Here is a 23,903-nt window from a genome sequence, read left to right as displayed (position 1 = left end):
GCGCTGATGGTACTGCAGGGGGGACCCTGTGGGAGAGTAAGACACCGCCGGACTTAACTTAGAAACAAACAAAAAGGCCACCCGAAAGGGTGGCCTTTTTGCGTTAACGAGCCACCCCAGGGTGGCCGTTTCTCGTTAACACCACACCGCAAGCGGTCCCGCTTCGCACTCACCCATCCGTTGGTCGAGCATGCCCCGACCGCCATCGGCACGACCGGGGCCGGCTTCTGGGACGCGACCATGAACTCTTGCGGGGCGTCGGGACACTCGAGCCTCAGCTCAAACACTCGAACTCGTCACCCTGCAAAAATCCCTACGCCCCACCCACATGACCGACACGTGATTGACGTTGGAACCGCATCCACTTGGGTGAGGTTCTCAGCGCGATTTTGCGTGAGGGATTAGGCTTAGTAAGTCTGTCGAAATGCCGGACTAATTACACAGGAGATACAGTGAGCCCTTCAGGACCCCGCGACGGCGATTCCCGTAACAACGGTCAGGACGACCGTCGTTCGAACCAGAGCGGCCGACCCTCGAATGGGCGACCTGCCGGCGGACGCGATGGCGCGAAGCCACCGTACCGCGGTAACTCCGACCGCCCGCAGCAGGGTGGCGAGCGACCTCCTTATCGCGGCAATTCCGATCGCCCTGCATACGGCGGCAACGACCGTGCTCCTTACCGTGGTAACTCTGACCGTCCCGCGCAGGGTGAGCGTCCCCCTTACCGTGGTAACTCTGACCGTCCCGCGCAGGGTGAGCGTCCCCCTTACCGTGGTAACTCTGACCGTCCCGCGCAGGGTGAGCGTCCTCCCTACCGTGGTAACTCTGACCGTCCTGCCCAGGGTGAGCGACCTCCGTATCGGGGTAATTCGGATCGTCCGGCTCAGGGTGAGCGTCCCCCCTACCGTGGCAATTCTGACCGGCCTTCCGGCGGGAACGACCGGGCTCCGTACCGGGGAAACTCCGACCGTCCTGCCCAGGGGGAGCGTCCCCCGTACCGTGGCAATTCGGAGCGTCCTTCCGGCGGGAACGACCGGGCTCCGTACCGGGGTAACTCTGACCGCCCCGCGCAGGGTGAGCGTCCTCCCTACCGTGGTAACTCTGACCGTCCCGCGCAGGGTGACCGGGCTCCGTACCGGGGTAACTCTGATCGTCCCGCGCAGGGTGAGCGTCCCCCTTATCGGGGTAATTCGGATCGTCCTGCCCAGGGGGAACGACCTCCCTTCCGTGGCAATTCGGAGCGTCCTTCCGGCGGGAACGACCGGGCTCCGTACCGGGGTAACTCCGATCGTCCGGCTCAGGGTGAGCGTCCCCCGTACCGGGGTAACTCTGACCGGCCCAGCAACGACCGGCCGAGAAGCGACAACGACAGCAAGCCGTGGACCCAGCGCGGCGGTTCGCCGAACCGCGCCGGCGCTCCGCGCGTCGATGCCGGCAAGAAGTTGTGGACCCGCGACGGCGCTCCGGCCCGTAACGACCGCGATGCCCGCGTCGTTGAAGAGGAGATGACCGAAGAGCAGCGCATGCAGCGCGAGCTGCGTTCGGTGCGTCCGCGTCACGACGACCCGGAACTTCCCGACGACATTTCGGCCAATGACCTTGACCGCATCGCCCGCAACGAGCTCAAGACCCTCACCAAGGAGAACGCCGAGACCGTCGGCCGTCACCTGGCGATGGCCGCCCGCGTCATCGACGAGAACCCGCAGCTGGCTCACCAGCATGTGATGAGCGCCGCCCGTCGGGCCGGCCGTATCGGTGTTGTGCGCGAAAGCCTCGCGATCACCGCGTATGCCACCGGTGACTTCGCGCTGGCCCTGCGCGAACTGCGCACCTACCGTCGCATCTCCGGCTCGAACGACCAGCTTCCCCTCATGGTCGACAGTGAACGTGGCGTCGGCCGCCCCGACCGTGCCCTCGAGCTTGGCCGCTCGGTCGATCGCAGCACGCTGGCCCCGTCCGTGCAGGTTGGCCTGGCCATCGCCATGTCCGGCGCACGGCTGGACCTCGGTGAAACGGATGCCGCGCTGGTCGAGCTCGAAATTTCGCAGCTCAACCCGAACACGGCTTTTTCCTACAGCCCCGAGCTGTTCGCCGCCTACGCTGAGGTGCTGAGCGAACTCGGTCGCGAGGATGAAGCGGACGAGTGGCTTCAGCGGGCCTCCCGCGCCGACGCTGCCATCGGGGCCTCCGGTGACGATGACGAGACCGTCGAAATCGAGGAAATGGAAGAGGACGACGACGCCGCCCTCGCCGCCGACGCCGCCGACGCCGGAGACGAAGACGACGAAGACGACAGAGTGGCCGCCGGCGAAGCGGCTCGTGCCGTTGCCGAAGCCGGGCTCAACGCTGTCGCCGCGCCGATTGCCGACGCCGACGACGCCGACGACATCGTCAACGAAGCGGCGGACACCGCCGAAACCGACGTTGAGATCGGCAACGAGGCGGAAACCGACGCTGCGGCATCCGTTTCAATTACGGACGCAGACGACGAGACGGAGCCGAATGCTGCATCGCCGAAAGCCTGAGTCGGTGACGCCGCTGGACGGCGTTGACGTTCTGCTGGCCGACTTGGACGGTGTGGTGTACGCGGGCCCGGCGGCGATTCCGTTCGCCGTCGAGAGCCTGAACCGTGCCGCCGAGACGATTCGCGTTGGCTACATCACCAATAACGCTTCGCGCACCGATCAGTCGGTCGCCGACCACCTCACCGAGCTTGGGCTGAGCGTCGCGGCAACGGATGTCGTCACCTCCCCCCAGGCAGCCGTTCGGCTGCTCGCCGAGCAGGTCGCACCCGGCGCGAGCATCCTCGTGGTCGGTGGCGACGGTCTGGTCGACGAGGTCATCAAAGCTGGATTTGTGGTGACCCGCTCGGCCGACGACAAGCCGGCCGCTGTGATCCAGGGCTTCTCGCCCGAGGTTGGCTGGGTGCACCTCGCCGAAGCGGCCTTCGCGCTCAACGCCGACGGTGTGGGCACGGGCATTCCGTGGATCGCGACCAACACGGACTGGACCATTCCGGTCGCCCGCGGCATCGCTCCGGGTAACGGCACGCTGGTTTCGGCCGTGCACACCGCGGTCGGGCGGCTGCCACTCGTGGCCGGTAAGCCCGAAGCGGCCATCTTTCTGGAAGCTACTCGGCGGTTTGGCGCGCAGAACGCGCTCTTCATCGGCGACCGCCTTGATACCGACATTCTCGGCGCGAACCGGGCCGGCATTCCTGCCGTGCTCGTGCTGACCGGCATCGACCGGGCTAAGCAGGCCCTGGCCGCCGACAAGGATTCGCAGCCAGCATTCATCCTTGACAACCTGCAGCAGCTGCACGAACCGTACCCGGAGACCGTGTTCTCCAAGGACGGCTCGACCGCCACGGTCAACGGGGCCAGCGTGCGCGTGCACGGCAATGACGTTCAGATTCTGAAAGACGGTGACGGCGCAATCAATCTGCTTCGCGCCGCCTGCGCTGCGATCTATCGGTCGGGACGGGCCATTTACGGGCTCAACGTTCCGGAGCGACTGTATCTCGCGCAGTAGCCTAGAGCTGTGAGCCCCGAACCCGTACCGGTCGATCTCGCCGGGCAACTGGCGAAGATCGAGACCCAGCCGCTCGAGGCGCGCGCCGCGGCGTTCGGGGAGCTGCACGAGCAGTTGCGCGAACGGCTCGAAGACGCCGACCAGGCTGGCCAGGCATGACCGGCACCAGCACACCCAACGACCAGGAACCAGACGCACCCATGCCTGAGAATGACGCCGACCTTCCCGACGAGTTGAACGACACTGACAGCGTTCCAGAACGGATGCCAGCCTCCCGCCTCGACGCCGCCCTCGCGGACCGAGGGCTGGTGCGCTCCCGAACCGTCGCGGCCAAACTCATCGCCGACGGCCTCGTCACGGTAGACGGGCTGCCGGTCGTGAAGGCCAGCACCAAAGTGTCAGCGGATGCTGTTCTCGAGGTGGCCGCGACCGACCACTACGTCAGCCGCGGTGCCCACAAGCTCATCGCCGCCCTCGACGCGTTCAACCTGAGCGTCACCGGGCGCACCGTGCTCGATGCCGGCGCGAGCACCGGCGGTTTCAGCCAGGTGGTGCTCGAACGCGGCGCCGCCCAGGTGATCGCGGCCGATGTCGGCCATGGGCAGCTGGCAGCGCAACTGAAGACCGAGCCGCGTCTGAAACTGGTCGAGGGCTACAATATCCGCTATGCGACACCGGAAACCCTCGCCGGGGCATCCGGAATCGACACCCGACCCGACCTCGTCGTGGCCGACCTGTCGTTCATCTCCCTCACGACCGTGCTGCCGGCCCTTGCGGCCACGGCAGCAGAGGGCGCCGACTTTGTACTGCTGATCAAGCCGCAGTTCGAGGTGGGCCGCGGCGGCATTCGGGAGGGCATCGTGCACGACAAGGGCCTGCGCAGCGACTCGATCGCCGGCGTGCTGTGGGCCGGCTGGGACCTCGGCCTGAAAACCTGCGGCGTGATCGCCTCGCCCATCATCGGGGCGGCCGGAAATCACGAGTATCTGTGCTGGATGAGCGCCACGGCCGGCTCAAATCCGACAGAATGGATGGAACGGATCGAAACCGTGGTGGGGGCGTGACGAGTTGAGCGACACTCCGCGGTACTTTCTCATCGTTGCCCATACCGGTCGCCTCGACTCGGTTGAAGCCGCCTCGACGGTCTGCAAGCAGCTTCTCGCCGCGGGCGCCGTGCCGGTGCTGGCCAGCGACGAACGCGCCGACCTGCTCGCCGCCTGCCCGGAGCTCAACGGGCACATCGCCATTCTCGGCGAGACCGTGACAACCGCCGACCTCGAGCTGGTCATCGTGCTCGGCGGTGACGGCACCATTCTGCGTTCGGCCGAACTCGTGCGTGGTTGTTCGGCCCCGCTGCTCGGTATCAATCTCGGCCACGTCGGTTTTCTCGCCGAGAGCGAGCGGGACGACCTCGGTGAGGCCGTGCGCCGCGCCCTTAAGGGCGACTACGAGGTCGAAGAACGACTCGCCCTGTCGGTGCGGGTCAAGGTCACCAATGAGGTTGTCTACGAAACCTGGGCGCTGAACGAAGTCACCGTCGAAAAGGCCAGCCGCGAACGCATGATCGAGGTTGTCGTCGAGGTTGACGGCCGTCCGCTATCGTCGTTCGGCTGCGATGGCGTCGTGTTCTCCACCCCGACCGGCTCGACCGCGTACTCGTTCTCGGCCGGCGGCCCCATCGTCTGGCCAGGCGTTGAAGCGCTGCTGCTGGTACCGCTCAGCGCGCACGCCCTGTTCGCCCGGCCGCTCGTCGTCGGCCCCGATTCGTCCCTGGCCGTCGAGGTGCTCTCCCGCACCGGAGCCCGCGCCGTGCTGTGCGCCGATGGCCGCCGTACCCAGGACCTTCCGAGCGGCGCCCGCGTGATCGTGCGCCGCTCGAGCGTACCGGTGCGCCTGGCCCGCCTGCACATCGGCCCGTTCACGGACCGCCTGGTCAACAAATTCAACCTGCCGGTCACCGGCTGGCGCGGCCCGGTCGGCCGCGAGTAATCCGATGATCGACGAGCTGTTCATTCGCGACCTCGGCGTCATCGCCGAGGCGACGCTGCCGCTTGGGCCTGGATTCACCGCCGTCACCGGTGAAACCGGCGCCGGAAAAACCATGGTGGTCACCGCGCTCGGCCTGCTACTCGGCGATCGAGCGGATGCCGGCACCGTGCGGCAGGGCCAGCCGCAAAGTTTCGTGCAGGGCCGCTGGGTCATCGACCCCGGCGGTCCCGTCGCCGAACGCGTGCGCGACGCCGGGGGAGACCTCGACGGCCCCGAACTCATTCTCGGACGCTCCGTCTCGAGCGAAGGGCGCAGCCGGGCGACGGTCGGCGGACGCGGCGCTCCGGCGAGCGTACTTGGCGACCTGCGCAACGACCTCGTCGTCGTGCACGGCCAAAGCGACCAGGTGCGCCTGCGCTCCGCCGCCGCCCAGCGCGACGCCCTCGACCGCTTCGCCGGGCCCGACCTCTCCGCAGTGCTCGCCGACTACCAGCTCGCCTTCCACCGCTGGGAGGCCAACCAGACCGACCTGGACCGGCTCGTCACCGAACAGGATTTGCGCTCCCGCGAAGCCGACGACCTGCGGGCCGCCATCGCTGAGATTGAAACGGTCGCCCCGCAACGCGGCGAAGACGCCGAGCTCGGTGAACGGGCCGAACGCCTCGGCAACCTCGAAGAGTTGCGCCTGGCCGGGGAACAGGCCCGCCAGCTCATTTCCGCCGAAGATAACCCCGACGACCTGCCCGACGTTGTCGCGCTGCTCGAAACCGCCCGGCGCGCCCTCGACCGGGTCGCCACCCACGATGTGGCGCTGCCACCGCTCGTCACCGCGATCGCCAACGTCGGTTTCGTCGTCGCGGATATCGCCGCCGAACTCTCCAGCTACCTCGCCGGCCTCGACGCCGACGGTGCCCGCGAACTCGAAATCGTGCAGGAACGCCGCGCCGAACTGAGCATCCTCGCCCGTAAATACCCCGGTGGCCTCGACGAGGCCATCGAATTTCTGGATACCGGCAGCACCCGTCTGCTCGAGCTCGACTCCGACTCCGACCGCATCGAAACCCTCACCGCTGAAACGGATGCCGACCATCTACTGGTCACCGATCTTGCCACCGCCCTCACCGCGCTCCGTGCAGCGGCAGCCGTGCGTCTCGGTGCCCTGGTCACCGCCGAGCTCGGCGCACTGGCAATGCCGGACGCCGTCCTCCACGTGGAGGTCGAACCGGGGGGCGAATTCACCGTCACCGGCTGCGACCTCGTGCGCCTACTGCTGCAGCCCCACGCCGGGGCCGAGCCGCGATCGCTCGCACGCGGGGCATCCGGTGGCGAGCTGTCTCGGGTCATGCTCGCGATCGAGGTCGTCATCAACGCGACCGACCCGGTGCCCACCTTCGTCTTCGACGAGATCGACGCCGGCGTCGGCGGCGCCGCCGCGATTGAAATCGGACGGCGACTGGCCCGCCTGGCCGAAACCGCCCAGGTGATCGTGGTCACCCACCTCGCCCAGGTCGCCGCGTTCGCCGTGAACCACCTCAGCGTGGTCAAGGACAGCGACGGATCCGTCACCGCCTCGAGCGTGCGCCAGTTGCGCGGCGAGGATCGGGCCGCCGAAATGGCCCGCCTGCTGTCGGGTCTGCCCGACTCGAAGAGCGGTCTCGAACACGCCAGAGAACTGCTCGACCTCGCCCAGTCCACCCCGCCCCAGCCAGCGACAAAAATCAGGTGATAGCATTGAAGCCCGTGGTGGAAAATATAATTGCGGACAGATCAGGACCGAGCAGGTCAAACGGCACAACCAAGCACATCTTCGTGACCGGGGGTGTGGTCTCCTCGCTCGGTAAGGGCTTGACGGCGGCCAGCCTCGGAAACCTACTCACGGCACGCGGCCTGCGGGTCGTCATGCAGAAGCTTGACCCGTATCTCAACGTCGACCCGGGAACGATGAACCCGTTCCAGCACGGCGAGGTCTTCGTGACCGACGACGGTGCAGAGACCGACCTCGACATCGGGCACTACGAACGTTTTCTCGACATCAACCTCGGCCAGTCGGCCAACGTGACGACCGGGCAGATCTACTCGCAGGTGATCGCCAAGGAACGCCGTGGCGAATACCTCGGCGACACCGTGCAGGTCATTCCGCACATCACCGACGAGATCAAACGCCGCATGCGCTTGCAGGCGAGCGATGAGGTGCGCCCCGATGTCATCATCACCGAGGTCGGTGGAACCGTTGGTGACATCGAGTCCCAGCCGTTCCTCGAGGCTGCCCGTCAGGTGCGCCACGAACTCGGCCGCGGCAACGTCTTCTTCGTGCACGTCTCGCTCGTTCCGTTCCTCGGCGCGGCCGGCGAGCAGAAGACCAAGCCCACCCAGCACTCCGTCGCGACACTGCGTTCCATTGGAATTCAGCCGGACGCCCTCGTGCTGCGCAGCGACCGGCCCGTCTCCGAGGCGAACAAGCGCAAAATTGCGCTCATGTGCGACGTTGACGAAGACGCCGTGGTCAACGCCGTCGACGTCGCGTCGATTTACGAGATCCCGACCATGCTGCACGACCAGGGCCTTGACAAATACATCGTCAACGCCCTCGGCCTCGTGGCCGACGTCGTCGACTGGTCCGGCTGGGAGAACCTGCTCGAAGCCGTACGCCACCCCAAGCACGAGGTCACGATCGGTCTGGTCGGCAAGTACATCGACCTCCCGGATGCCTACCTCTCGGTCACCGAGGCGCTGCGAGCCGGCGGATTCGCCAACCAGAGCAAGGTCAAGATCGTCTGGATCGGCTCCGACGATTGCGAGACCGACGAGGGAGCCGCGCGTCTGCTCGGCGAACTTGACGGCATTTGCGTGCCCGGCGGCTTCGGCATCCGCGGCATCGAGGGCAAGCTCGGCGCCCTCAAGTTCGCCCGCGAAAACGGCATCCCGGTGCTCGGCCTGTGCCTCGGCCTGCAGTGCATGGTCATCGAATACGCTCGCAACAAGGCCGACCTGCCCGGCGCCTCCTCCAGCGAGTTCGACCCGGAAACAGAGTTTCCGGTCATCGCGACCATGGAAGAACAGGTCGAAATCATCGCCGGCGGCGACCTCGGTGGCACCATGCGCCTCGGCCTCTACCCGGCAACGCTCGCCGAGGGGTCCCTCGTCGCCGAGCTGTACGGCGCGAACGAGGCGTCCGAACGTCACCGTCACCGCTACGAGGTCAACAACGCCTTCCGTGACCAGATCGCCCTGGCCGGCCTGTGGTTCTCCGGAACCAGTCCGGACCGCCACCTGGTCGAATACGTCGAGCTCAAGCGCGACGAGCACCCGTTCTACGTCGGAACCCAGGCCCACCCGGAGCTGCGGTCCAGGCCGAACCATGCGCATCCGCTGTTTCGCGGGCTGGTCGCCGCAGCCCTCGACCGCCAGCAGGCCAGCCGGTTGTTCGAGGTGAAGGAAGAGCTCAGTGCCTGAACCACTGCAGGATGACGTGGCTCCGGTCACGGTGACCGCGAGCGAGGTCGTCTTCGACGGCGCCATCTGGAACGTGCGCCGCGACAGCTTCGAGTACAACGGCGCGAGCATCACCCGCGAATACCTCGACCACCCCGGCGCGGTGGCCGTGCTCGCCCTCGACGAGCACGACCGGGTATTGCTGATCAAGCAGTACCGGCACCCGACCGGCCTCCGCGGCTGGGAGCTGCCAGCCGGGCTGCTCGACGTGAGCGGCGAGCATGCCCTGATCGGTGCCCAGCGCGAGCTCGCCGAAGAAGCGGATGTCGTCGCCTCCGACTGGGCGCTGCTCACCGAGTTCTACACCTCGCCCGGCGGCAGCAATGAAGCCATCCGGGTCTACCTGGCGCGCGGCGTCTCGGCGGTTCCCGCCTTCGCACGCACCGAAGAAGAAGCCGATATCGAGTTGCGCTGGGTGTCCCTCGACGACTGCGTCGACGCCGTCCTGGCGCGGCGGGTCGAGAACCCGATCCTGATCGTGGGTATTCTGGCCGCGCACGTGGCCAAGTCACGCGGGTGGAGCACGCTCGCGCCGGCCGACCTGCCGTGGCCGCGGCATCCACTCAACCGGCACGTCACAGCCTAGGCATGACGATCGCCACGGCGGTAGATGGGTATCTGCGGCACGTGGCGGTCGAGCGCGGTCTCGCCGCGAACACCGTCGCTGCTTACCGCCGCGACCTCGGGCTGTACACGGCGTGGCTGGCCGGCCAGCCCGATTCTGACGCCGGGGATGCTGTCATTGCGGGTGCGGGTGCGGGTGCGGGTGCGGGTGCTGCCGACGCCCCGGCGCGCCCGATCACGAACCTGCGCGCCATCACCCGGCACCACGTGTCGGCATTTGTGCAATACCTCGGCCTGCGTCCGGAGTCGCCGCTGACCGCCGCATCGATCGCGCGCATCCTCTCGACCGTGCGTGGATTCCACCGGTTTCTGCTCGGTGAGGGCCTGGTCGAAACGGATGTCGCGCACGACAGCAAGCCGCCCAAACTCGCCCTGCGCCTGCCCAAGGCCATCTCGATCGAGCAGGTGGCCGCGCTGCTCGCGGCGACCGACGGCGACGATGTGCAGCGCCTGCGCGACAAGGCCCTGCTCGAATTGCTTTACGCGACCGGCGCGCGGGTGAGTGAGGTGGTCGATCTCAACGTCGACGACGTGCGCCTCGAAGACTTCGACTCGGTGCGGCTCACCGGCAAGGGCGACAAGCAGCGCATCGTTCCGGTTGGCAGCTTCGCCCGCGCCGCCGTCTCTGACTACCTGGTTCGGGCACGGCCGATGTTGTCGGCGCGCGGGCGGTCGACGCCGGCACTGTTTCTCGGGCTGCGCGGGCAGCGAGTGAGTCGGCAAAACGCCTGGCTCATCATTCGCGCGGCTGCCGAACGCGCCGGACTGACCGTGCCCGTATCCCCGCACACCCTGCGGCATTCCTTCGCGACGCACCTGCTCGCCGGCGGCGCCGACGTGCGCGTCGTGCAGGAGCTGCTCGGCCATTCGTCGGTAGCCACCACCCAGATCTACACCCTGGTGACAGCAGACACCCTCCGCGACATGTACACCCTCTCCCACCCAAGAGCCCGCTGATAATTGCGCGAGAGCGCAAAAAGTGCCCGTATGGCGAGTCCAAATGGGCACTTTTTGCGCTCTCGCGAGCAGTGGCAGGGGGTGCGCGGCGATCCTTGCGAAGACCGGGCGATCTAATCGCTAGAATCGACCAAATGATGGGTGCAGGACAAATCAAGGGCGGGCCAGTGACGCGTAAGTTGAGCGAGCGGATTTCGCTTCCCGGTTTCGATGAGATACCGGTGGGCCCGACGGGACGCGAAAAACACGAATTCGCCGAACCAGAGCCGTTGAAAAGCCACGGTCCGGCCCGCATCATCTCCCTGTGCAACCAGAAGGGTGGCGTCGGCAAGACCACGACGACCATCAACCTCGGTGCCGCCCTGGCCCGCTACGGCCGCCGCGTGCTCGCGATCGACTTCGACCCGCAGGGCGCCCTTTCGGCCGGCCTCGGCGTTCCCACGCACGACGTCACCACCATCTACGACCTGCTGCTCAACGGCAAGGTCGACCCGAAAGACGCTATCCAGCCGACCTCGGTTGAGGGACTCGACGTTATCCCGGCCAACATTGACCTCTCTGCCGCCGAGGTGCACTTGGTCAACGAGGTCGCCCGTGAGCAGATTCTGTCCCGCGTGTTGCGCAAGGTGTCCGGCGACTATGACGTCATCCTCATCGACTGCCAGCCGTCGCTCGGCATTCTCACCGTGAACGCGCTCACCGCGAGCCACGGCGTGCTGATTCCACTGGAGTGCGAATTCTTCGCCCTGCGCGGTGTCGCCCTGCTCATCGAAACCATCGACAAGGTGCGCGACCGCCTCAACCCGGCGATCGAACTCGACGGAATTCTCGCCACCATGTACGACTCCCGTACCCTGCACTCTCGCGAGGTACTCGAGCGAGTCGTCGACGCCTTCGGTCACAGCGTGCTCGAAACCGTCATCGGCCGCACCGTCAAATTTCCCGACGCGAGCGTGGCCGGGGTACCCATCACCGACTTCGCGCCAGAGCACGCGGCTGCCAAGGCCTACCTGCAGGTGGCCCGCGAATTGATCCACCGTGGCGCAGTCGCCTAGCGCGGCTGAGAAGCCCGCGTTTTCGGTCGCCCTCGGCGTTTTCGAGGGTCCGTTCGACCTGCTGTTGAAGCTGATCACCCGGCACGAACTCGACATCACCGAGATCTCGCTCAGCCAAGTCACCGACGAGTTCATCTCCTACCTGCGCGGCCTTGACGCGGCGGAAGAACTCGACCAGGCCACCGAATTTCTGGTCGTCGCCGCGACACTGCTGGATCTCAAGGTGGCCGGACTGCTTCCGCAGGGCGAACTCGTCGACGCCGAAGACGTCGCCCTGCTCGAAGCCCGCGACCTGTTGTTTGCCCGCCTGCTGCAGTACCGCGCCTTCAAGCAGGCCGCGACCTGGTTCAGCGGGCAGCTGGAGATTGAGACCCGCCGACACGTGCGCTCGGTGCGCCTCGAAGAGAAGTACCGCCAGAAGACCCCGGAGCTGGTCTGGACGCTCTCCCTCGCCGACTTCGCCGCGCTGGCAGCCGTCGCCCTCGCCCCGCGCGAGCTGCCCAGTGTGGGCCTCGACCACCTGCACGCGCCGCTCGTGAGCATCCGCGAGCAGGCCGCCTACGTCGTCGCCATGCTGCAGCCGGGGGAGCCGGTCTCGTTTCGTGCGCTCATCGCCGGCACCGATGAGAAGGGTGTCGTTATCGCCCGCTTTCTCGCGGTGCTCGAGCTGTACCGCCATGGTGCCGTCTCCTTTGACCAAATCGAGCCCCTCGGTGAGCTCACCCTGCGCTGGAGCACCCAGTCCTGGACAGACGAAAACCTCGCCTCGCTCGGAGCCGACTATGACAATTGAAAACCCGACCACCGACACCCGGTCACGCACGCCGCAAACGGATGCTGCAGCATCCGCTTCACCGGCCGCCAGCGAAAAAGACCAAGACCAGAACGCCGCAGACCACTCCCTCGACCGCCAGCTCGAAGCCGTGCTCATGGTCGCTGACGAACCGCAGGGGCTCGTACACCTCGCGACCGCCGTCGGGCGGCCCATCGCCGCGGTGGCGGCATCCGTTGCCCGGCTGGTGGCCGATTTCGACGGCCTGCGCAGCACCGACGGTACCCAAACGGTGCGTCGCGGCTTTGAGCTGCGCGAGGTCGCCGGCGGCTGGCGCATCTACGTGCGCGCCACCCACGACGAACTCGTGACCGACTTCGTGCTCACGCAGAATCCCAGCCGGCTCAGCCAGGCGGCCCTTGAGACGCTCGCCGTGATCGCCTACAAGCAGCCGATCAGCCGCGGCCAGGTTGCGAGCATTCGGGCGGTCAACGTCGACTCCGTCGTGCGCACCCTGCTCGGGCGCGGCCTGGTCACCGAGGCATTCACCGACAGTGAAACCGGCGCGATCAACTACGCCACCACAGACTTGCTGCTTACCCAGCTCGGAATCAACTCGCTCGACGAGTTACCCCACCTATCGCCGTTGCTTGACGGCGGAACCGACGGATTCGAGGATCTGCTTTGACCGACAACATCCCCCAGGACCAGACGCCCCGCGACCCCAACTTCAACCCGGAGGCCGCCGCCGACGGCGTCCGCCTGCAAAAGGTACTGGCCTCGGCCGGCGTCGCCAGCCGCCGCGTCTCCGAAGATCTCATCACCTCCGGTCGCGTGCGGGTGAACGGCAAGGTCGTCACCGAGCTCGGTCGCCGCGTGCACCCTGAAACCGACCAGGTCGCCGTCGACAACGTGGCCGTGCAGCTCGACACCACCCGCCGGTACCTCATGCTCAACAAGCCGGTCGGCGTCGTCTCCTCCATGCAGGACGAGAGCGGCCGCCCCGACCTGCGCGAGTTCACCGACCAGTTCGATGAACGCCTGTTCAACGTGGGCCGGCTCGATGCCCAGACCAGCGGTCTGCTCATTCTCACCAATGACGGCGACCTCGCCCACGTGCTCGCCCACCCCTCCTTCGGTGTCTCCAAGACCTACATCGCCAAGGTGGAGGGCCGCGTCTCGCCGCAGACCATCGGCCAGCTGCAGAGCGGCATCGAACTCGAGGACGGCCCCATTCACGCTGACAAGGCCCGCATTCTGACGAGCCCTCCCGGCGGCGGCTACAGCATGGTCGAGCTGACCCTGCACTCCGGCCGTAACCGCATCGTACGACGGATGCTCGACGCCGTCGGTCACCCCGTGGTTGATCTGGTGCGTCGCCAGTTCGGGCCGCTGAACCTCGGCACCCTGCAGCAGGGCGCCGTGCGGGAACTCACCCGCGAAGAACTGGGCCAGCTGCTCACAGTGTCCCGCCAGGCGCCGAGCGCGCGCCCTGATGCTAACTAACTCCGCGCGAACTAAGGACTGAAATCCATGGCTGAAAGCCGCCTCGTCGGGCCGGTGCGCATCGTCGGCGTCGGTCTGCTCGGAACCAGCGTCGGCCTCGGCCTGCGTAACCGCAAGATCGAAACGATCCTTAGCGATGCCTCGCCGACCAACCTGCGCATCGCGATCGATTACGGCGCCGGCCGGGCCGCCCAGCCAGACGACGAGCCGCAGTTGATCGTGGTCTGCGTGCCGCCCGACGTCACCGCCGACATCGTCGCCCGCGAACTCCAGGCGTACCCCGGCGCGATCGTGACGGATGTCGCAAGCGTCAAGCTTGCCCCACTGGCCGAGCTGCGCGAGCGTGGCGCCGATATCAGCCGCTACATCGGATCGCATCCGCTGGCCGGTCGGGAGAAGGGCGGCCCGCTCTCCGGCCGCGCCGACCTGTTCATCGGCCGTCCCTGGGTCGTTGCCGCACACGACGCGATCAGCTACCAGCAGGCGGGAGCCATTGACGACCTCATCCTCGACCTCGGCGCTATTTTGGTCGAGATGACGCCCGAGGAACATGATCTCGGCGTCGCCCTGGTCTCGCACGTCCCGCAGGTCATCTCGACCCTGATGGCCCGCCGCCTCACCGGTGCCGCGCACTCCTCGCTGAACCTCGCCGGTCAGGGCCTGCGCGACGTGACCCGCGTCGCAGCGAGCGACCCCGATTTGTGGGTGCAGATTCTCGGCGCCAATGCCGGCCCGGTGCGCGATGTGCTGCTGGCCTACCGCGACGACCTCGACCGGTTCATCGATGCACTAGAAGACCCCGCCAAGCCGGGGGCGCAGCGTCAGATCGCTGAAGAACTCGGCGGGGGCAACGCCGGAGTGGCCCGACTGCCCGGAAAACACGGCCAGGACCGGCGTTTCTCCTCGATGGTGGTCATGGTCAACGACCAGCCAGGCCAGATCGCCCGCCTGCTCAACGACATCGGCGACCTCGGAGTTAACCTCGAAGACTTACGCTTGGAACACTCGCCGGGCGCCCAAATCGGCCTAGCCGAAATCTCCGTACTGCCCGAGGCCGTCACTCGCCTCACCGAAGAGCTGGCCGCCCGCGGCTGGCGGATTGCTGGTTAACGCATGGCACGTCACGCCCTCCCCACCCTCGTCGCCATCGACGGACCGGCCGGCAGCGGCAAGTCGAGTGTGAGCCGTGCTGCCGCCCGCCGCCTCGGCTTCGCCTACCTCGACACCGGCGCCGTTTACCGGGCGCTGGCCTGGCTGGCTCTCGACCGCAACACCGACAGCAGCCAAGCGGATGCCGTCACCGCGCTCCTGAAAGACTTCGACTACTCGATCGGTACCGACCCCGACGAGTATTTCGTGACGGTGGGGGAGACTGACGTGACCGACGCGATCCGCTCGCCGGAAGTCAGTGCAGCGGTGAGCGCTGTCGCCCGCGTTCCCGAGGTGCGGGGTGCTCTCACCGAGTTGTTTCGCAGCCTCGCTGCAAACGTGGATCGGCCCGGCGTCGTGGTCGAAGGACGCGACATTACGACCATCGTCGCCCCCGAGGCGGAGGTGCGCATTCTACTCACGGCATCCGAGGAGGCTAGAATGACTAGACGCTCTGCGGAAATAACGACCCAGTCGGCTGAAACCGTGGCAGAACAGCTGCGATCGCGTGATCGCGCTGACTCACAGGTTGTCGATTTCATGAGCGCAGCAGACGGTGTGATAACCGTCGACTCCACCCATCTCGACTTCGAGCAGACCATTGAAGCGGTCATCGACGTCATACACACACGCACGAAGCGGACTTTTGAATGAGTAACGAATACGACGACACGAGCACAGCGCTCGATACCGAGCTGGCGGAACGACTCGCCAATCTCGATGAGGAACTCGCCACCCGGCGTTCCGCCGCGCTGCGCACGGACCTCGACAACTACGACCTCGACGAGGAAGACCTCGACGTACTGCGGGCCGTCACGAACGACCCCGACGCCATCCAGTACCTTCCCGCCGTTCCGGTGATCGCTATCGTCGGCCGCCCGAACGTGGGCAAGTCGGCGCTGGTAAATCGAATCCTCGGCCGCCGCGAAGCCGTTGTGGAGGACACTCCCGGTGTCACGCGAGACCGGGTCGCCTACAAGGGCGAGTGGCACGAACGCAAGTTCAGCCTCGTCGACACCGGCGGCTGGGAGCCAGACGCGAAGGGCATCGACGCTTCCGTCGCCGCTCAGGCCGAGATCGCCATCGACCTGTCCGACCTCGTCATGTTCGTCGTCGACTCCAACGTGGGCCCGACCTCGACCGATGAGGCCGTCGTGCGCATGCTGCGCAAGAGCGGCAAGCCGGTCTTCCTGATTGCCAACAAGGTCGACGACGTGCGCCAGGAACCCGAAGCGGCCAGCCTGTGGTCGCTCGGCCTCGGCCAGCCCTGGCCGGTCTCCGCCCTGCACGGTCGTGGTGTTGCCGACCTGCTCGATGCGATCCTGCTCGTTCTGCCCGAAATCTCCAACGTTGCCAAGCAGGAGGTCGGCGGCCCGCGCCGCGTGGCCATCCTCGGCCGCCCGAACGTCGGAAAGTCCAGCCTGCTCAACAAGGTGGTGGGGGAGGAGCGCGTTGTTGTCAACGAGCTTGCCGGCACAACCCGTGACCCGGTGGACGAGCAGGTTGAACTCGGCGGTAAGGTGTGGCGCTTCGTCGATACCGCCGGCATCCGCCGCCGTGTTCACCTCTCGCAGGGCGCCGACTTCTACGCCTCGCTGCGCACCAGCGCCGCCCTCGAAAAGGCCGAGGTCGCCGTCGTGCTGCTCGACGTGACCGAGGTCATCAGCGAGCAGGACGTGCGCGTCATCGACCTCGTGATCGAGTCGGGCCGTGCGCTCGTGCTCGCCTTCAATAAGTGGGACCAGATCGACGACGACCGTCGCCGCTACCTCGAACGTGAAATCGAGCAGGACCTTGCCCACGTGGCGTGGGCGCCGCGCGTGAACATCTCCGCCAAGACCGGTCGCCACATGGAGAAGCTGGTTCCGGCCCTCGAGCTCGCGCTCGAATCCTGGGACACCCGCATCGCCACCGGCAAGTTCAACGCCTTCCTGGCCGAGCTGGCCGCCGCCCACCCGCACCCCGTGCGCAGCGGCAAGCAGCCGCGTATCTTGTTCGGCACCCAGGCCTCGAGCCGTCCGCCGACGTTCGTGGTCTTCACCACCGGGTTCCTCGACCCGGGCTACCGTCGCTACATTCAGCGTCGCCTGCGCGAGATCTACGGCTTCGAGGGAAGCCCGATCAACCTCAGCATGCGCGTGCGCGAGAAGCGCAAACGCTAACTTTTTTTTGAACGGATGCGGTCGGGCCTGTTTACGCAGGTCCGGCCGCATTTTTCGTATCCGGCGGGCATCGTTATGAAGTTGGAATGTTACGGGTCGATTTGTGTCTTCGGATATTCTGAGCCAAGCTCAAGTCTTACCCTAATGGCTCCCTACAGCCGACCACCTGCACGTACCGAACTTGTGCGCGACCCGGAATATACATAACGAGCCCATGGCATATAAAGAAGCCCGCACGTCCAAAATCGACCACAACTCAACCGGTACCCCTCAACACCTCGCCGTAAGTAGCTCGCCCCGGGCTCGACGATTGGCTGTTTGGGCGGCACTTGCCGCCTCGACGATCGCCCTCTCGGGGCTCGCTGCTGTTCCGGCTATCGCCGAAGTAGGCGGCTCCGACCGAAGCGGTGCCGACCGAAGCGCTGCCGACTCGATGAGCCCGTCCATCGTTGTCCCGGCCGGCGAAAGTGTCACCACCCGATTGGGCAATGTACCTACCGGCCTGAGCTCCATCGACGTGGAATACTCCACATCGAACGATGGAGTGCCCACCCAGGTCGAAATTTCTGTCGGCCCCGAGAACACCCAAACCTATTCATTCACCGCTCCGACCGGCACGAGCGCTAAGGCCACCATCACGGTTCCCGTGACGGATAAGACCGACGGCACGATCACCGCGAGCAGTAACGCCTCGACAGTGTCGCTGAATCTCGCCCTCGTCGGTTTCGAACGCGGCGAGGCTGGTCGCGCGCCAACGCCCAGTCCCGTGCTGGCACCAGCTCCGAAGCCGTCGCCCACGCCGACTCCCGAGCCCACCCCGGCCCCCGAGCCGACTCCGACTCCCGAGCCGACTCCGACGCCGACTCCCACTCCGACGCCGACGCCGGCTCCCGAGCCCACCCCTTCGCGTGGCGGTATGCCCGGTAAGTCCAACACCGGCGTTCCTGCCGGTACCGCGCTCACCGTGCACAACGATGACATCACTGTCACCAAGGCCGGCACCGTGCTCGATGGCCTCGACATTCGTGGTCTGGTCAAAATTGAGGCCGCGAACGTCACCATTAAGAACTCCATCATCCGTGGTCGCGAATTGAACGGCATCGGGGCGCTGATCAATAACCTCGGCGGCTTCAGCAACCTCGTGATTGTCGATACCGAGCTGCGCCCCTCCATCGCGTCGCCCGACGCCATGGGCATCTACGGCTACAACTTCACCGCGACCCGGTTGAACATCAACAATGTCATCGACGGAATCCACGTCACCGGCAGCAACGTCGTGATCAAGGACAGCTGGATCCACGACAACCTGCACTACCGGAACGACCCGAATCACGGCGGTACGCCGAGTCACGACGACTCGATCCAAATCCAGGTCGGCAACAATATCAACGTCACCGGCAATCGCCTGACCGATGCGTACAGCGCTGCGGTGCAGATCACGCAGGACCGTGGACGGGTCGCCAACTTCTCGTACACGGACAACTACGCTGACGGCGGGCACTGCACCGTGAATATCGCCGAAAAGGACTATGGGCCTCTCCAGGGTACGACGATCACCGACAACGAGTTCGGCCGCGACACCAGTCTGAATAATTGTGCTGTCATCGCGCAGACCTCGACGAAGATCGACTTCGCTCGTAACTACTTCACCGACGGCAGCCCGGTGAAAATTTCCAAGGGGTAATTCTCAAAAATCCTTAAACGGATGCGGCCGGACCTGTTAACGCAGGTCCGGCCGCTTTTTTCTGTCCAAATTTTGCAAAGTGTCTACCCCTGAACGAGGGGTGAAACTGAGAAAGTGATGTGATCGCTTGTAGCATTGCCCATTGTGGGTAATGCTCATCTTGCTCAACAAGGCCTCCTACAGCCTCTCACTCGCACCTCCTGATTCTGTGCACTAGACGAAATGTGAACCATGTCCTCCACTGCTTTCGCTTCGCGTTCTACCCCTCGACCTTCTCGCCGCCTCGCCCTCATTGCCGCGGCCGGCGCCTTCGCCGTCGCGTTCAGCGGCGTCGCCGTTGTACCGGCCAGCGCCGCCGTCAACACCGTCACGGTCGCCGTGCCGGCCGGTAGCAAGGTCTCGAGCGACCTCGGTACCATTCCGGCCGACGCCGCTTCCGTTGACGTCATGTTCGATACCACCGCTGCCGCCCGCACGGACATCAAGGTTCTGGTCGGCCCGGAGTACACGCAGCGCTACTACTTCACCGCTCCGGTCGGTGATGGCCCCGAGCGCACCTACACGGTTCCGGTCACCAGCAAGTCAGACGGAACCATTGTCGTCGCCAGCAGCGACGCCAACGTCAAGGTCGAGATGACCGTCGTCGGCTACACCAAGAAGGTCGTTCCTGCACCGACCCCGGCTCCGGCACCCGCCCTGGCTCCCGCACCCGCCCCGGCTCCGGCACCTGCCCCGGTACCTGCGCCCACTCCGGCACCGGCTCCGACCACGGTGCCCACCGGCACTATGCTGAACGGCACAAATACCGGTGTTCCCGCCGGTACCGTGCTCAAGGTCGTCAACGGTGACATCACCGTCACCGTCCCCGGTACCGTGCTCAACGGCCTCGATATTCGCGGTCTGGTCAAGATCAACGCCGCCAACGTCACGATCAAGAACTCGATCATTCGTGGTCGTGCCGACAAGCCCGGCGTACTCATCAACAACCTGGGTGGCTTCAGTAACCTGGTCGTGACCGACACTGAAATCTTTCCCACCGTCATGTCGAACAATAACCACGGGATCTACGGTTATAACCTCACCGCGACCCGCCTGAACATTCACAACGTGATCGACGGCATCCACATCACCGGCAGCAACGTGACCGTGCAGAACTCCTGGATCCACGACCACGCACACTACGCGCAGGACCCGAACCACGGCGGAACGCCCAGCCACGACGACGGCATCCAGGTTCAGGTCGGCAACAACATCAAGGTCAACGGCAACCGTCTGACAGGCGCTTACAGCGCCGCCGTGCAGGTCACGCAGGACCGCGGAAAGGTCTCCAACTTCAGCTTCACCAACAACTACGCCGACGGCGGACACTGCACGGTGAACATCGCCCAGAAGACCTACGGCCCCCTGGTCGGCACCGTCATCAAGGACAACACGTTCGGCCGTGACACCGACAACTTCAACTGCGGTATCGTCTCGTCGACCACGACCATCATCGACCACGCCCGCAACTTCTTCACCGACGGCACCGCCGTCACCATCCGCAAGGGTGCCTAAGCCGCAGTACTCCCCACCCAGCTAGCTCCCACCAAGAATTCCCTCGCAGGAAACCAGGCGGGCCCCACGTGCGCAGCACGCGGGGCCCGCTTTTTTGCATGTCCAGCGCGCCGAGTCAGGCGCCGCGCCGCTGCGGACCCGGTCCTGGTCCCGCCCGATCATCGCAGGCCAGCCGCACCACTGCGGGCCTCGCTGACAAACGCGACACCACCTCGAACCCGGCCGCCTCGAACAGCGAGAGTGACCCTTGGTAGAGCTCCGCCGCCGACACCGTGGCCTTCGCCGTCACATCCACCGGGTAGCCTTCGAGCACCCGCGCCCCCAGTTATCGTGCCTGCTCCACGCGCCCACGCGCCCACGCGCCCACGAGCCCACGCGCCCACGAGGACGAATGGACCCGGCAGCTGCTCGTGTTCCTGGCGAAGTAGCTGAACCCAGGAGCGCCCGTCACTGACACGTGAAAAGCCCGCGTCGGCTTGCCGATCTCAGGACTTGATTCCTCTAGATCATCACGACGTTGTTGATCACGTTTGCGGCACTCCGGTGCATCGGCTCCTGGTGCGCCCGGGCGTGCTCGCGGAGGCTCTCGAAGGCTTCATCCATATGGATGTTGTTGCGGGCGGCGATGACGCCTTTGGCCTGCTCGATGAAAACCCGGCTGGTGAGTGCACGCTGCAATTGCGCATTCATCGTGGCATTTTTTCGAGCCGAGCGTTCGTGAAGGAGACTGATGGTCGCGACGTCTGCCAGTGCCTGCCCGATTGTGGAGTCTTCACTACTCAGGGCGCCTATTCGCGTTCGAAACAGATTCAGTGCTCCGATGGTGTTGGGACGAAAGCGCAGGGGGATGGCATCCACGGAGTGGAAACCCTGCGACAGTGCTGCCTGAAAATTGGAGTACCGACATCCGTCCGCCGCAATATTGCTCAGCATGACGACCGCGCCGGACCGATAGGCGTCGACGCAGAGACCTGCAGGTTGCCGTTTGAATCAGCCAGTAGAAGGCTCGCCGCGGTGGCGTCGAGCAACACCACACATTGATCGATCAGAGTGCGCGGGAGACGCTGGTGGCAGATTGCACGACCAGAGTGCGGGGCACTAACCGGAGGAGGCTCCGACTTCAAGGCCCACAACGACCGCGAAAGTCGATCGACCTATTCTCCGCAAGAGATCAGGCTGCGGAGCCAGGTATGAGCTTCTCTGCACGATAGCGGTCGAATAGGGACGTGAAGGAGTCGATCGTGCGGTGGTGCGGGGTGAAGCCTGCGAGGCGGCTCTTGGTGATGTCGGTGAACACTTCGATGGTGCGGCCGAGGTCGGCGTCGGTGTGCCACCAGGACGCGATGCGCCCCAGATCGGACTCGACGAGGCCGTGTGCGGTGGCGACGTCGGCCCAGACCGGCTCCATGCCGGCCATCTGCACCTCGAGGGGACGCGGCTCGTTCACAAAACCTTCCGGAATGACGTCAAAGTAGGCGGCGATCTTCGGCCACATTGCGCGCCAGCGAAAGACATCGCCGTTGACGACATTGAATGCTTCGTTGGCCCCGGCATCCGTTGTCGCGGCCCACACCATCTGCTCGGCGAGGATGGTCGCGTCGGTCATGTCGGTGACGCTGTTCCACTGGGTCTCGCTGCCGGGAAACACAAAGGGAATGCTGAGGTGCTTGCACAGAGACGCCTGCGCGGCGAGGGTGAGTCCCATGTTCATGAGGTTGCCAACGGCATGGCCGATCACGGTGTGCGAGCGGTGCACCGACCAGGTAAACCCTTGGCGAGCGGATGCCGCGAACAGCTCGTCTTCCTGCGCGTAGTAGAAGTTCGCCACATTGAGGCGCGGTTCGTCTTCATGAAAGGGGGTGTCGGGCATATTGCCCTGTCCGTAGGCCTCGAACGGGCCGAGGTAGTGCTTGAGCCCGGTGACGAGGGCGACGTGGCGCACCGGCGCGTGGGCGAGTGCGGCGAGGAGGTCCCGCACCATGCCGGCGTTCACCTCGATGTTGAGTTCCTCGGTGTCCTGACGTGACCAGGCGGCGAAGAAGACCTGTTCGGGGTTCTCGTCGGCCAGTGCGCGCTTCAGGTCGGCGGCGGAGCGCAGGTCCGCCTGGATCCAGCGCACCCCGGGTAGGTCGCGGCCGCTGCGGCGGGCCAGGGCGAGAACCTGCCAGCCCTGGGCGGAGAGCTGGTCGACGACGGCGGATCCGGTGATGCCGGAAGCCCCGACGACGAGGGCGGTGCGGGTGTGGGGCTCGGGTGAAATAGTCATTATTTTGTGTAACCGTGTGGTGTGGGAGGTATTCCTCACGCCATGGCAGCCCAGTTTGGGGACGACGTTGCCGGACCGGAGGTGGGGCCACGACCGCCGCCGGCGGGCATCCGTTTCTGAGGTGAGGCAGGCAACTACGTCGACGCGTCAACTAGACACGCGGCGCTGGGCGTTCCTCCGCGACGACGTCTGGTCTGTTTCGCTTGAGCAGGCCCGATATTTTGAACACGATCCCGACGATGATCAGGCCAAGGATCAGGCCGAACACGGCCGACATCGCGGTGTCGGTGACCCAGACGACGATGGGGCCAGCAGCTACGATGGCGTTCGTGACGGCGTGCAAGACGTCATAGGGGCCGTGCCAGAAAGTCTCGACGAGGTTGACGATCACCAAATGGCCGCCAACCCACAGCATTGCGACCGTACCGATGATTCCGATCATTCGGAACGCAGCGGGCATGGAGGCCACGATGCGCGCGCCGGTGCGTCGCACTCGCCGTGCGGGGTTTTTCATCAGTGACAGGCCGATGTCGTCGATCTTGACTAAGAGCGCGACCGCGCCGTAGACGAGCACGGTCATGCCGAGGCCGATCACCACCAACGCGCCGAGCGTCATCCAGATGCCGAAATCGGGGTCGAGGCTGGCCAGCGCGATCAGCATGATCTCGGTGCTGAGGATGAGGTCGGTGCGAATGGCGCCGAAAATGAGTTTGCGCTCATCCCGTGATTCGGCCTCGTCGATGGCGTGATGCGCGCCGAACCATTCGGTGACTTTCTCCGCGCCCTCGAAGCACAGGTAGGTGCCGCCGAGGATGAGCAGCCAGGGCAACACCCAGGGCGCGAATGCGGACAGGAGCAACGCGAGCGGGATGATGATGACGAACTTGTTAAACAGACTGCCGAGGGCGATGCGCCAGACGACGTGCAGCTCGCGCGCGGGTGATAGCCCCTGAACATATTGCGGGGTGACGGCTGCGTCGTCGATGACGACACCGGCAGTCTTCGCGCTCGCTTTGAGAGCTGCGGTGAGTATGTCATCGACGACGGCAAGCAGGCCGACCGACATGTGGTTCTCCTTGGCTGGGGGCGCCCAAGTGAAGGGCGCCGACAATAAAGTCCAGAGTACCGTGGGGGAGGTGGGTGCGAGCCGTGGCAATTCGGC

The 23,903-nt window shown here is 65.6% G+C and carries 21 protein-coding genes; 18 read left to right on the top strand and 3 right to left on the bottom strand.

The annotated features are described in order from the left end of the window. Positions 1 to 1,442: 1,442 nt before the first annotated feature. The 18 genes from E3T41_RS01835 (at position 1,443) to E3T41_RS18150 (ending at position 20,475) form a co-directional block, all read left to right on the top strand. Positions 1,443 to 2,525, top strand: a complete 1,083-nt coding sequence (locus E3T41_RS01835; protein WP_370256886.1) for a hypothetical protein — start codon at positions 1,443 to 1,445, stop codon at positions 2,523 to 2,525. Continuing rightward, positions 2,503 to 3,531, top strand: coding sequence for an HAD-IIA family hydrolase (locus E3T41_RS01830; RefSeq protein ID WP_092452839.1), 1,029 nt, complete (start codon positions 2,503 to 2,505; stop codon positions 3,529 to 3,531). The genes E3T41_RS01835 and E3T41_RS01830 overlap by 23 nt, the downstream gene beginning before the upstream one ends. A gap of 9 nt (positions 3,532 to 3,540) precedes the next feature. Next, on the top strand, positions 3,541 to 3,690 hold the full coding sequence (locus E3T41_RS17755; protein WP_166787561.1) for a hypothetical protein: 150 nt from the start codon (positions 3,541 to 3,543) through the stop codon (positions 3,688 to 3,690). A gap of 104 nt (positions 3,691 to 3,794) precedes the next feature. Then, positions 3,795 to 4,595: a TlyA family RNA methyltransferase gene (locus E3T41_RS01825; RefSeq protein ID WP_092452926.1), complete on the top strand. Its 801-nt coding sequence runs from the start codon at positions 3,795 to 3,797 to the stop codon at positions 4,593 to 4,595. A 4-nt stretch (positions 4,596 to 4,599) separates the two neighbouring features. Continuing rightward, positions 4,600 to 5,520: an NAD kinase gene (locus tag E3T41_RS01820; RefSeq protein ID WP_092452842.1), complete on the top strand. Its 921-nt coding sequence runs from the start codon at positions 4,600 to 4,602 to the stop codon at positions 5,518 to 5,520. 4 nt (positions 5,521 to 5,524) lie between these two features. After that, the gene (recN, locus tag E3T41_RS01815) at positions 5,525 to 7,246 is read left to right on the top strand and encodes a DNA repair protein RecN (RefSeq protein WP_092452845.1); all 1,722 of its coding nucleotides are present in this window, start codon (positions 5,525 to 5,527) and stop codon (positions 7,244 to 7,246) included. A 29-nt stretch (positions 7,247 to 7,275) separates the two neighbouring features. After that, positions 7,276 to 8,973, top strand: coding sequence for a CTP synthase (locus E3T41_RS01810; RefSeq protein ID WP_174775269.1), 1,698 nt, complete (start codon positions 7,276 to 7,278; stop codon positions 8,971 to 8,973). Beyond that, on the top strand, positions 8,966 to 9,598 hold the full coding sequence (locus E3T41_RS01805; RefSeq protein WP_092452848.1) for an NUDIX hydrolase: 633 nt from the start codon (positions 8,966 to 8,968) through the stop codon (positions 9,596 to 9,598). The genes E3T41_RS01810 and E3T41_RS01805 overlap by 8 nt, the downstream gene beginning before the upstream one ends. A gap of 2 nt (positions 9,599 to 9,600) precedes the next feature. Further along, positions 9,601 to 10,593, top strand: a complete 993-nt coding sequence (locus E3T41_RS01800) for a site-specific tyrosine recombinase XerD (RefSeq protein ID WP_134477053.1) — start codon at positions 9,601 to 9,603, stop codon at positions 10,591 to 10,593. Positions 10,594 to 10,730: 137 nt separating this feature from the next. Further along, positions 10,731 to 11,648, top strand: a complete 918-nt coding sequence (locus E3T41_RS01795; RefSeq protein ID WP_092452854.1) for a ParA family protein — start codon at positions 10,731 to 10,733, stop codon at positions 11,646 to 11,648. Beyond that, positions 11,632 to 12,441 carry a ScpA family protein gene (locus E3T41_RS01790; RefSeq protein WP_134444514.1) on the top strand — a complete coding sequence of 270 codons (810 nt, stop codon included), beginning with the start codon at positions 11,632 to 11,634 and terminating at the stop codon, positions 12,439 to 12,441. Before E3T41_RS01795 ends, E3T41_RS01790 begins: the two co-directional genes overlap by 17 nt. Next, positions 12,431 to 13,108, top strand: a complete 678-nt coding sequence (locus E3T41_RS01785) for an SMC-Scp complex subunit ScpB (RefSeq protein ID WP_134477050.1) — start codon at positions 12,431 to 12,433, stop codon at positions 13,106 to 13,108. The genes E3T41_RS01790 and E3T41_RS01785 overlap by 11 nt, the downstream gene beginning before the upstream one ends. Before the next feature lie 8 nt (positions 13,109 to 13,116). Beyond that, on the top strand, positions 13,117 to 13,926 hold the full coding sequence (locus E3T41_RS01780) for a pseudouridine synthase (RefSeq protein WP_134444525.1): 810 nt from the start codon (positions 13,117 to 13,119) through the stop codon (positions 13,924 to 13,926). 27 nt (positions 13,927 to 13,953) lie between these two features. Then, positions 13,954 to 15,036, top strand: a complete 1,083-nt coding sequence (locus tag E3T41_RS01775) for a prephenate dehydrogenase (protein ID WP_134477048.1) — start codon at positions 13,954 to 13,956, stop codon at positions 15,034 to 15,036. 3 nt (positions 15,037 to 15,039) lie between these two features. Then, positions 15,040 to 15,729, top strand: coding sequence for a (d)CMP kinase (gene cmk / locus E3T41_RS01770; protein WP_134477045.1), 690 nt, complete (start codon positions 15,040 to 15,042; stop codon positions 15,727 to 15,729). After that, positions 15,726 to 17,237: a ribosome biogenesis GTPase Der gene (gene der, locus E3T41_RS01765; protein WP_092452868.1), complete on the top strand. Its 1,512-nt coding sequence runs from the start codon at positions 15,726 to 15,728 to the stop codon at positions 17,235 to 17,237. Before cmk ends, der begins: the two co-directional genes overlap by 4 nt. Positions 17,238 to 17,451: 214 nt before the next feature. Next, complete coding sequence (locus E3T41_RS18155) at positions 17,452 to 18,921, top strand: hypothetical protein (protein ID WP_194088208.1); 1,470 nt, start codon at positions 17,452 to 17,454, stop codon at positions 18,919 to 18,921. Between the two features lie 231 nt (positions 18,922 to 19,152). Then, positions 19,153 to 20,475: a hypothetical protein gene (locus E3T41_RS18150; RefSeq protein WP_194088207.1), complete on the top strand. Its 1,323-nt coding sequence runs from the start codon at positions 19,153 to 19,155 to the stop codon at positions 20,473 to 20,475. Positions 20,476 to 20,976: 501 nt separating this feature from the next. Here E3T41_RS18150 and E3T41_RS18315 read toward each other — a convergent pair. The 3 genes from E3T41_RS18315 to E3T41_RS01740 all read right to left on the bottom strand — a co-directional run bounded on the left by E3T41_RS18315 (position 20,977) and on the right by E3T41_RS01740 (position 23,807). Continuing rightward, a complete protein-coding gene (locus E3T41_RS18315) occupies positions 20,977 to 21,165 on the bottom strand; it encodes an ANTAR domain-containing protein (RefSeq protein WP_092452877.1) in 189 nt (62 codons plus the stop codon). Between the two features lie 481 nt (positions 21,166 to 21,646). Further along, on the bottom strand, positions 21,647 to 22,741 hold the full coding sequence (locus E3T41_RS01745; protein ID WP_134477040.1) for an SDR family oxidoreductase: 1,095 nt from the start codon (positions 22,739 to 22,741) through the stop codon (positions 21,647 to 21,649). A 151-nt stretch (positions 22,742 to 22,892) separates the two neighbouring features. After that, positions 22,893 to 23,807: a DUF808 domain-containing protein gene (locus tag E3T41_RS01740; protein ID WP_134477037.1), complete on the bottom strand. Its 915-nt coding sequence runs from the start codon at positions 23,805 to 23,807 to the stop codon at positions 22,893 to 22,895. Between the last annotated feature and the right edge of the window lie 96 nt (positions 23,808 to 23,903).

This window comes from Cryobacterium sp. Hh38, from assembly GCF_004403235.1.
Taxonomy (GTDB): Bacteria; Actinomycetota; Actinomycetes; order Actinomycetales; family Microbacteriaceae; genus Cryobacterium; species Cryobacterium levicorallinum.
Note: the sequence above shows the minus strand (reverse complement) of the source record. Positions and strands in the feature narration are given on the sequence as shown.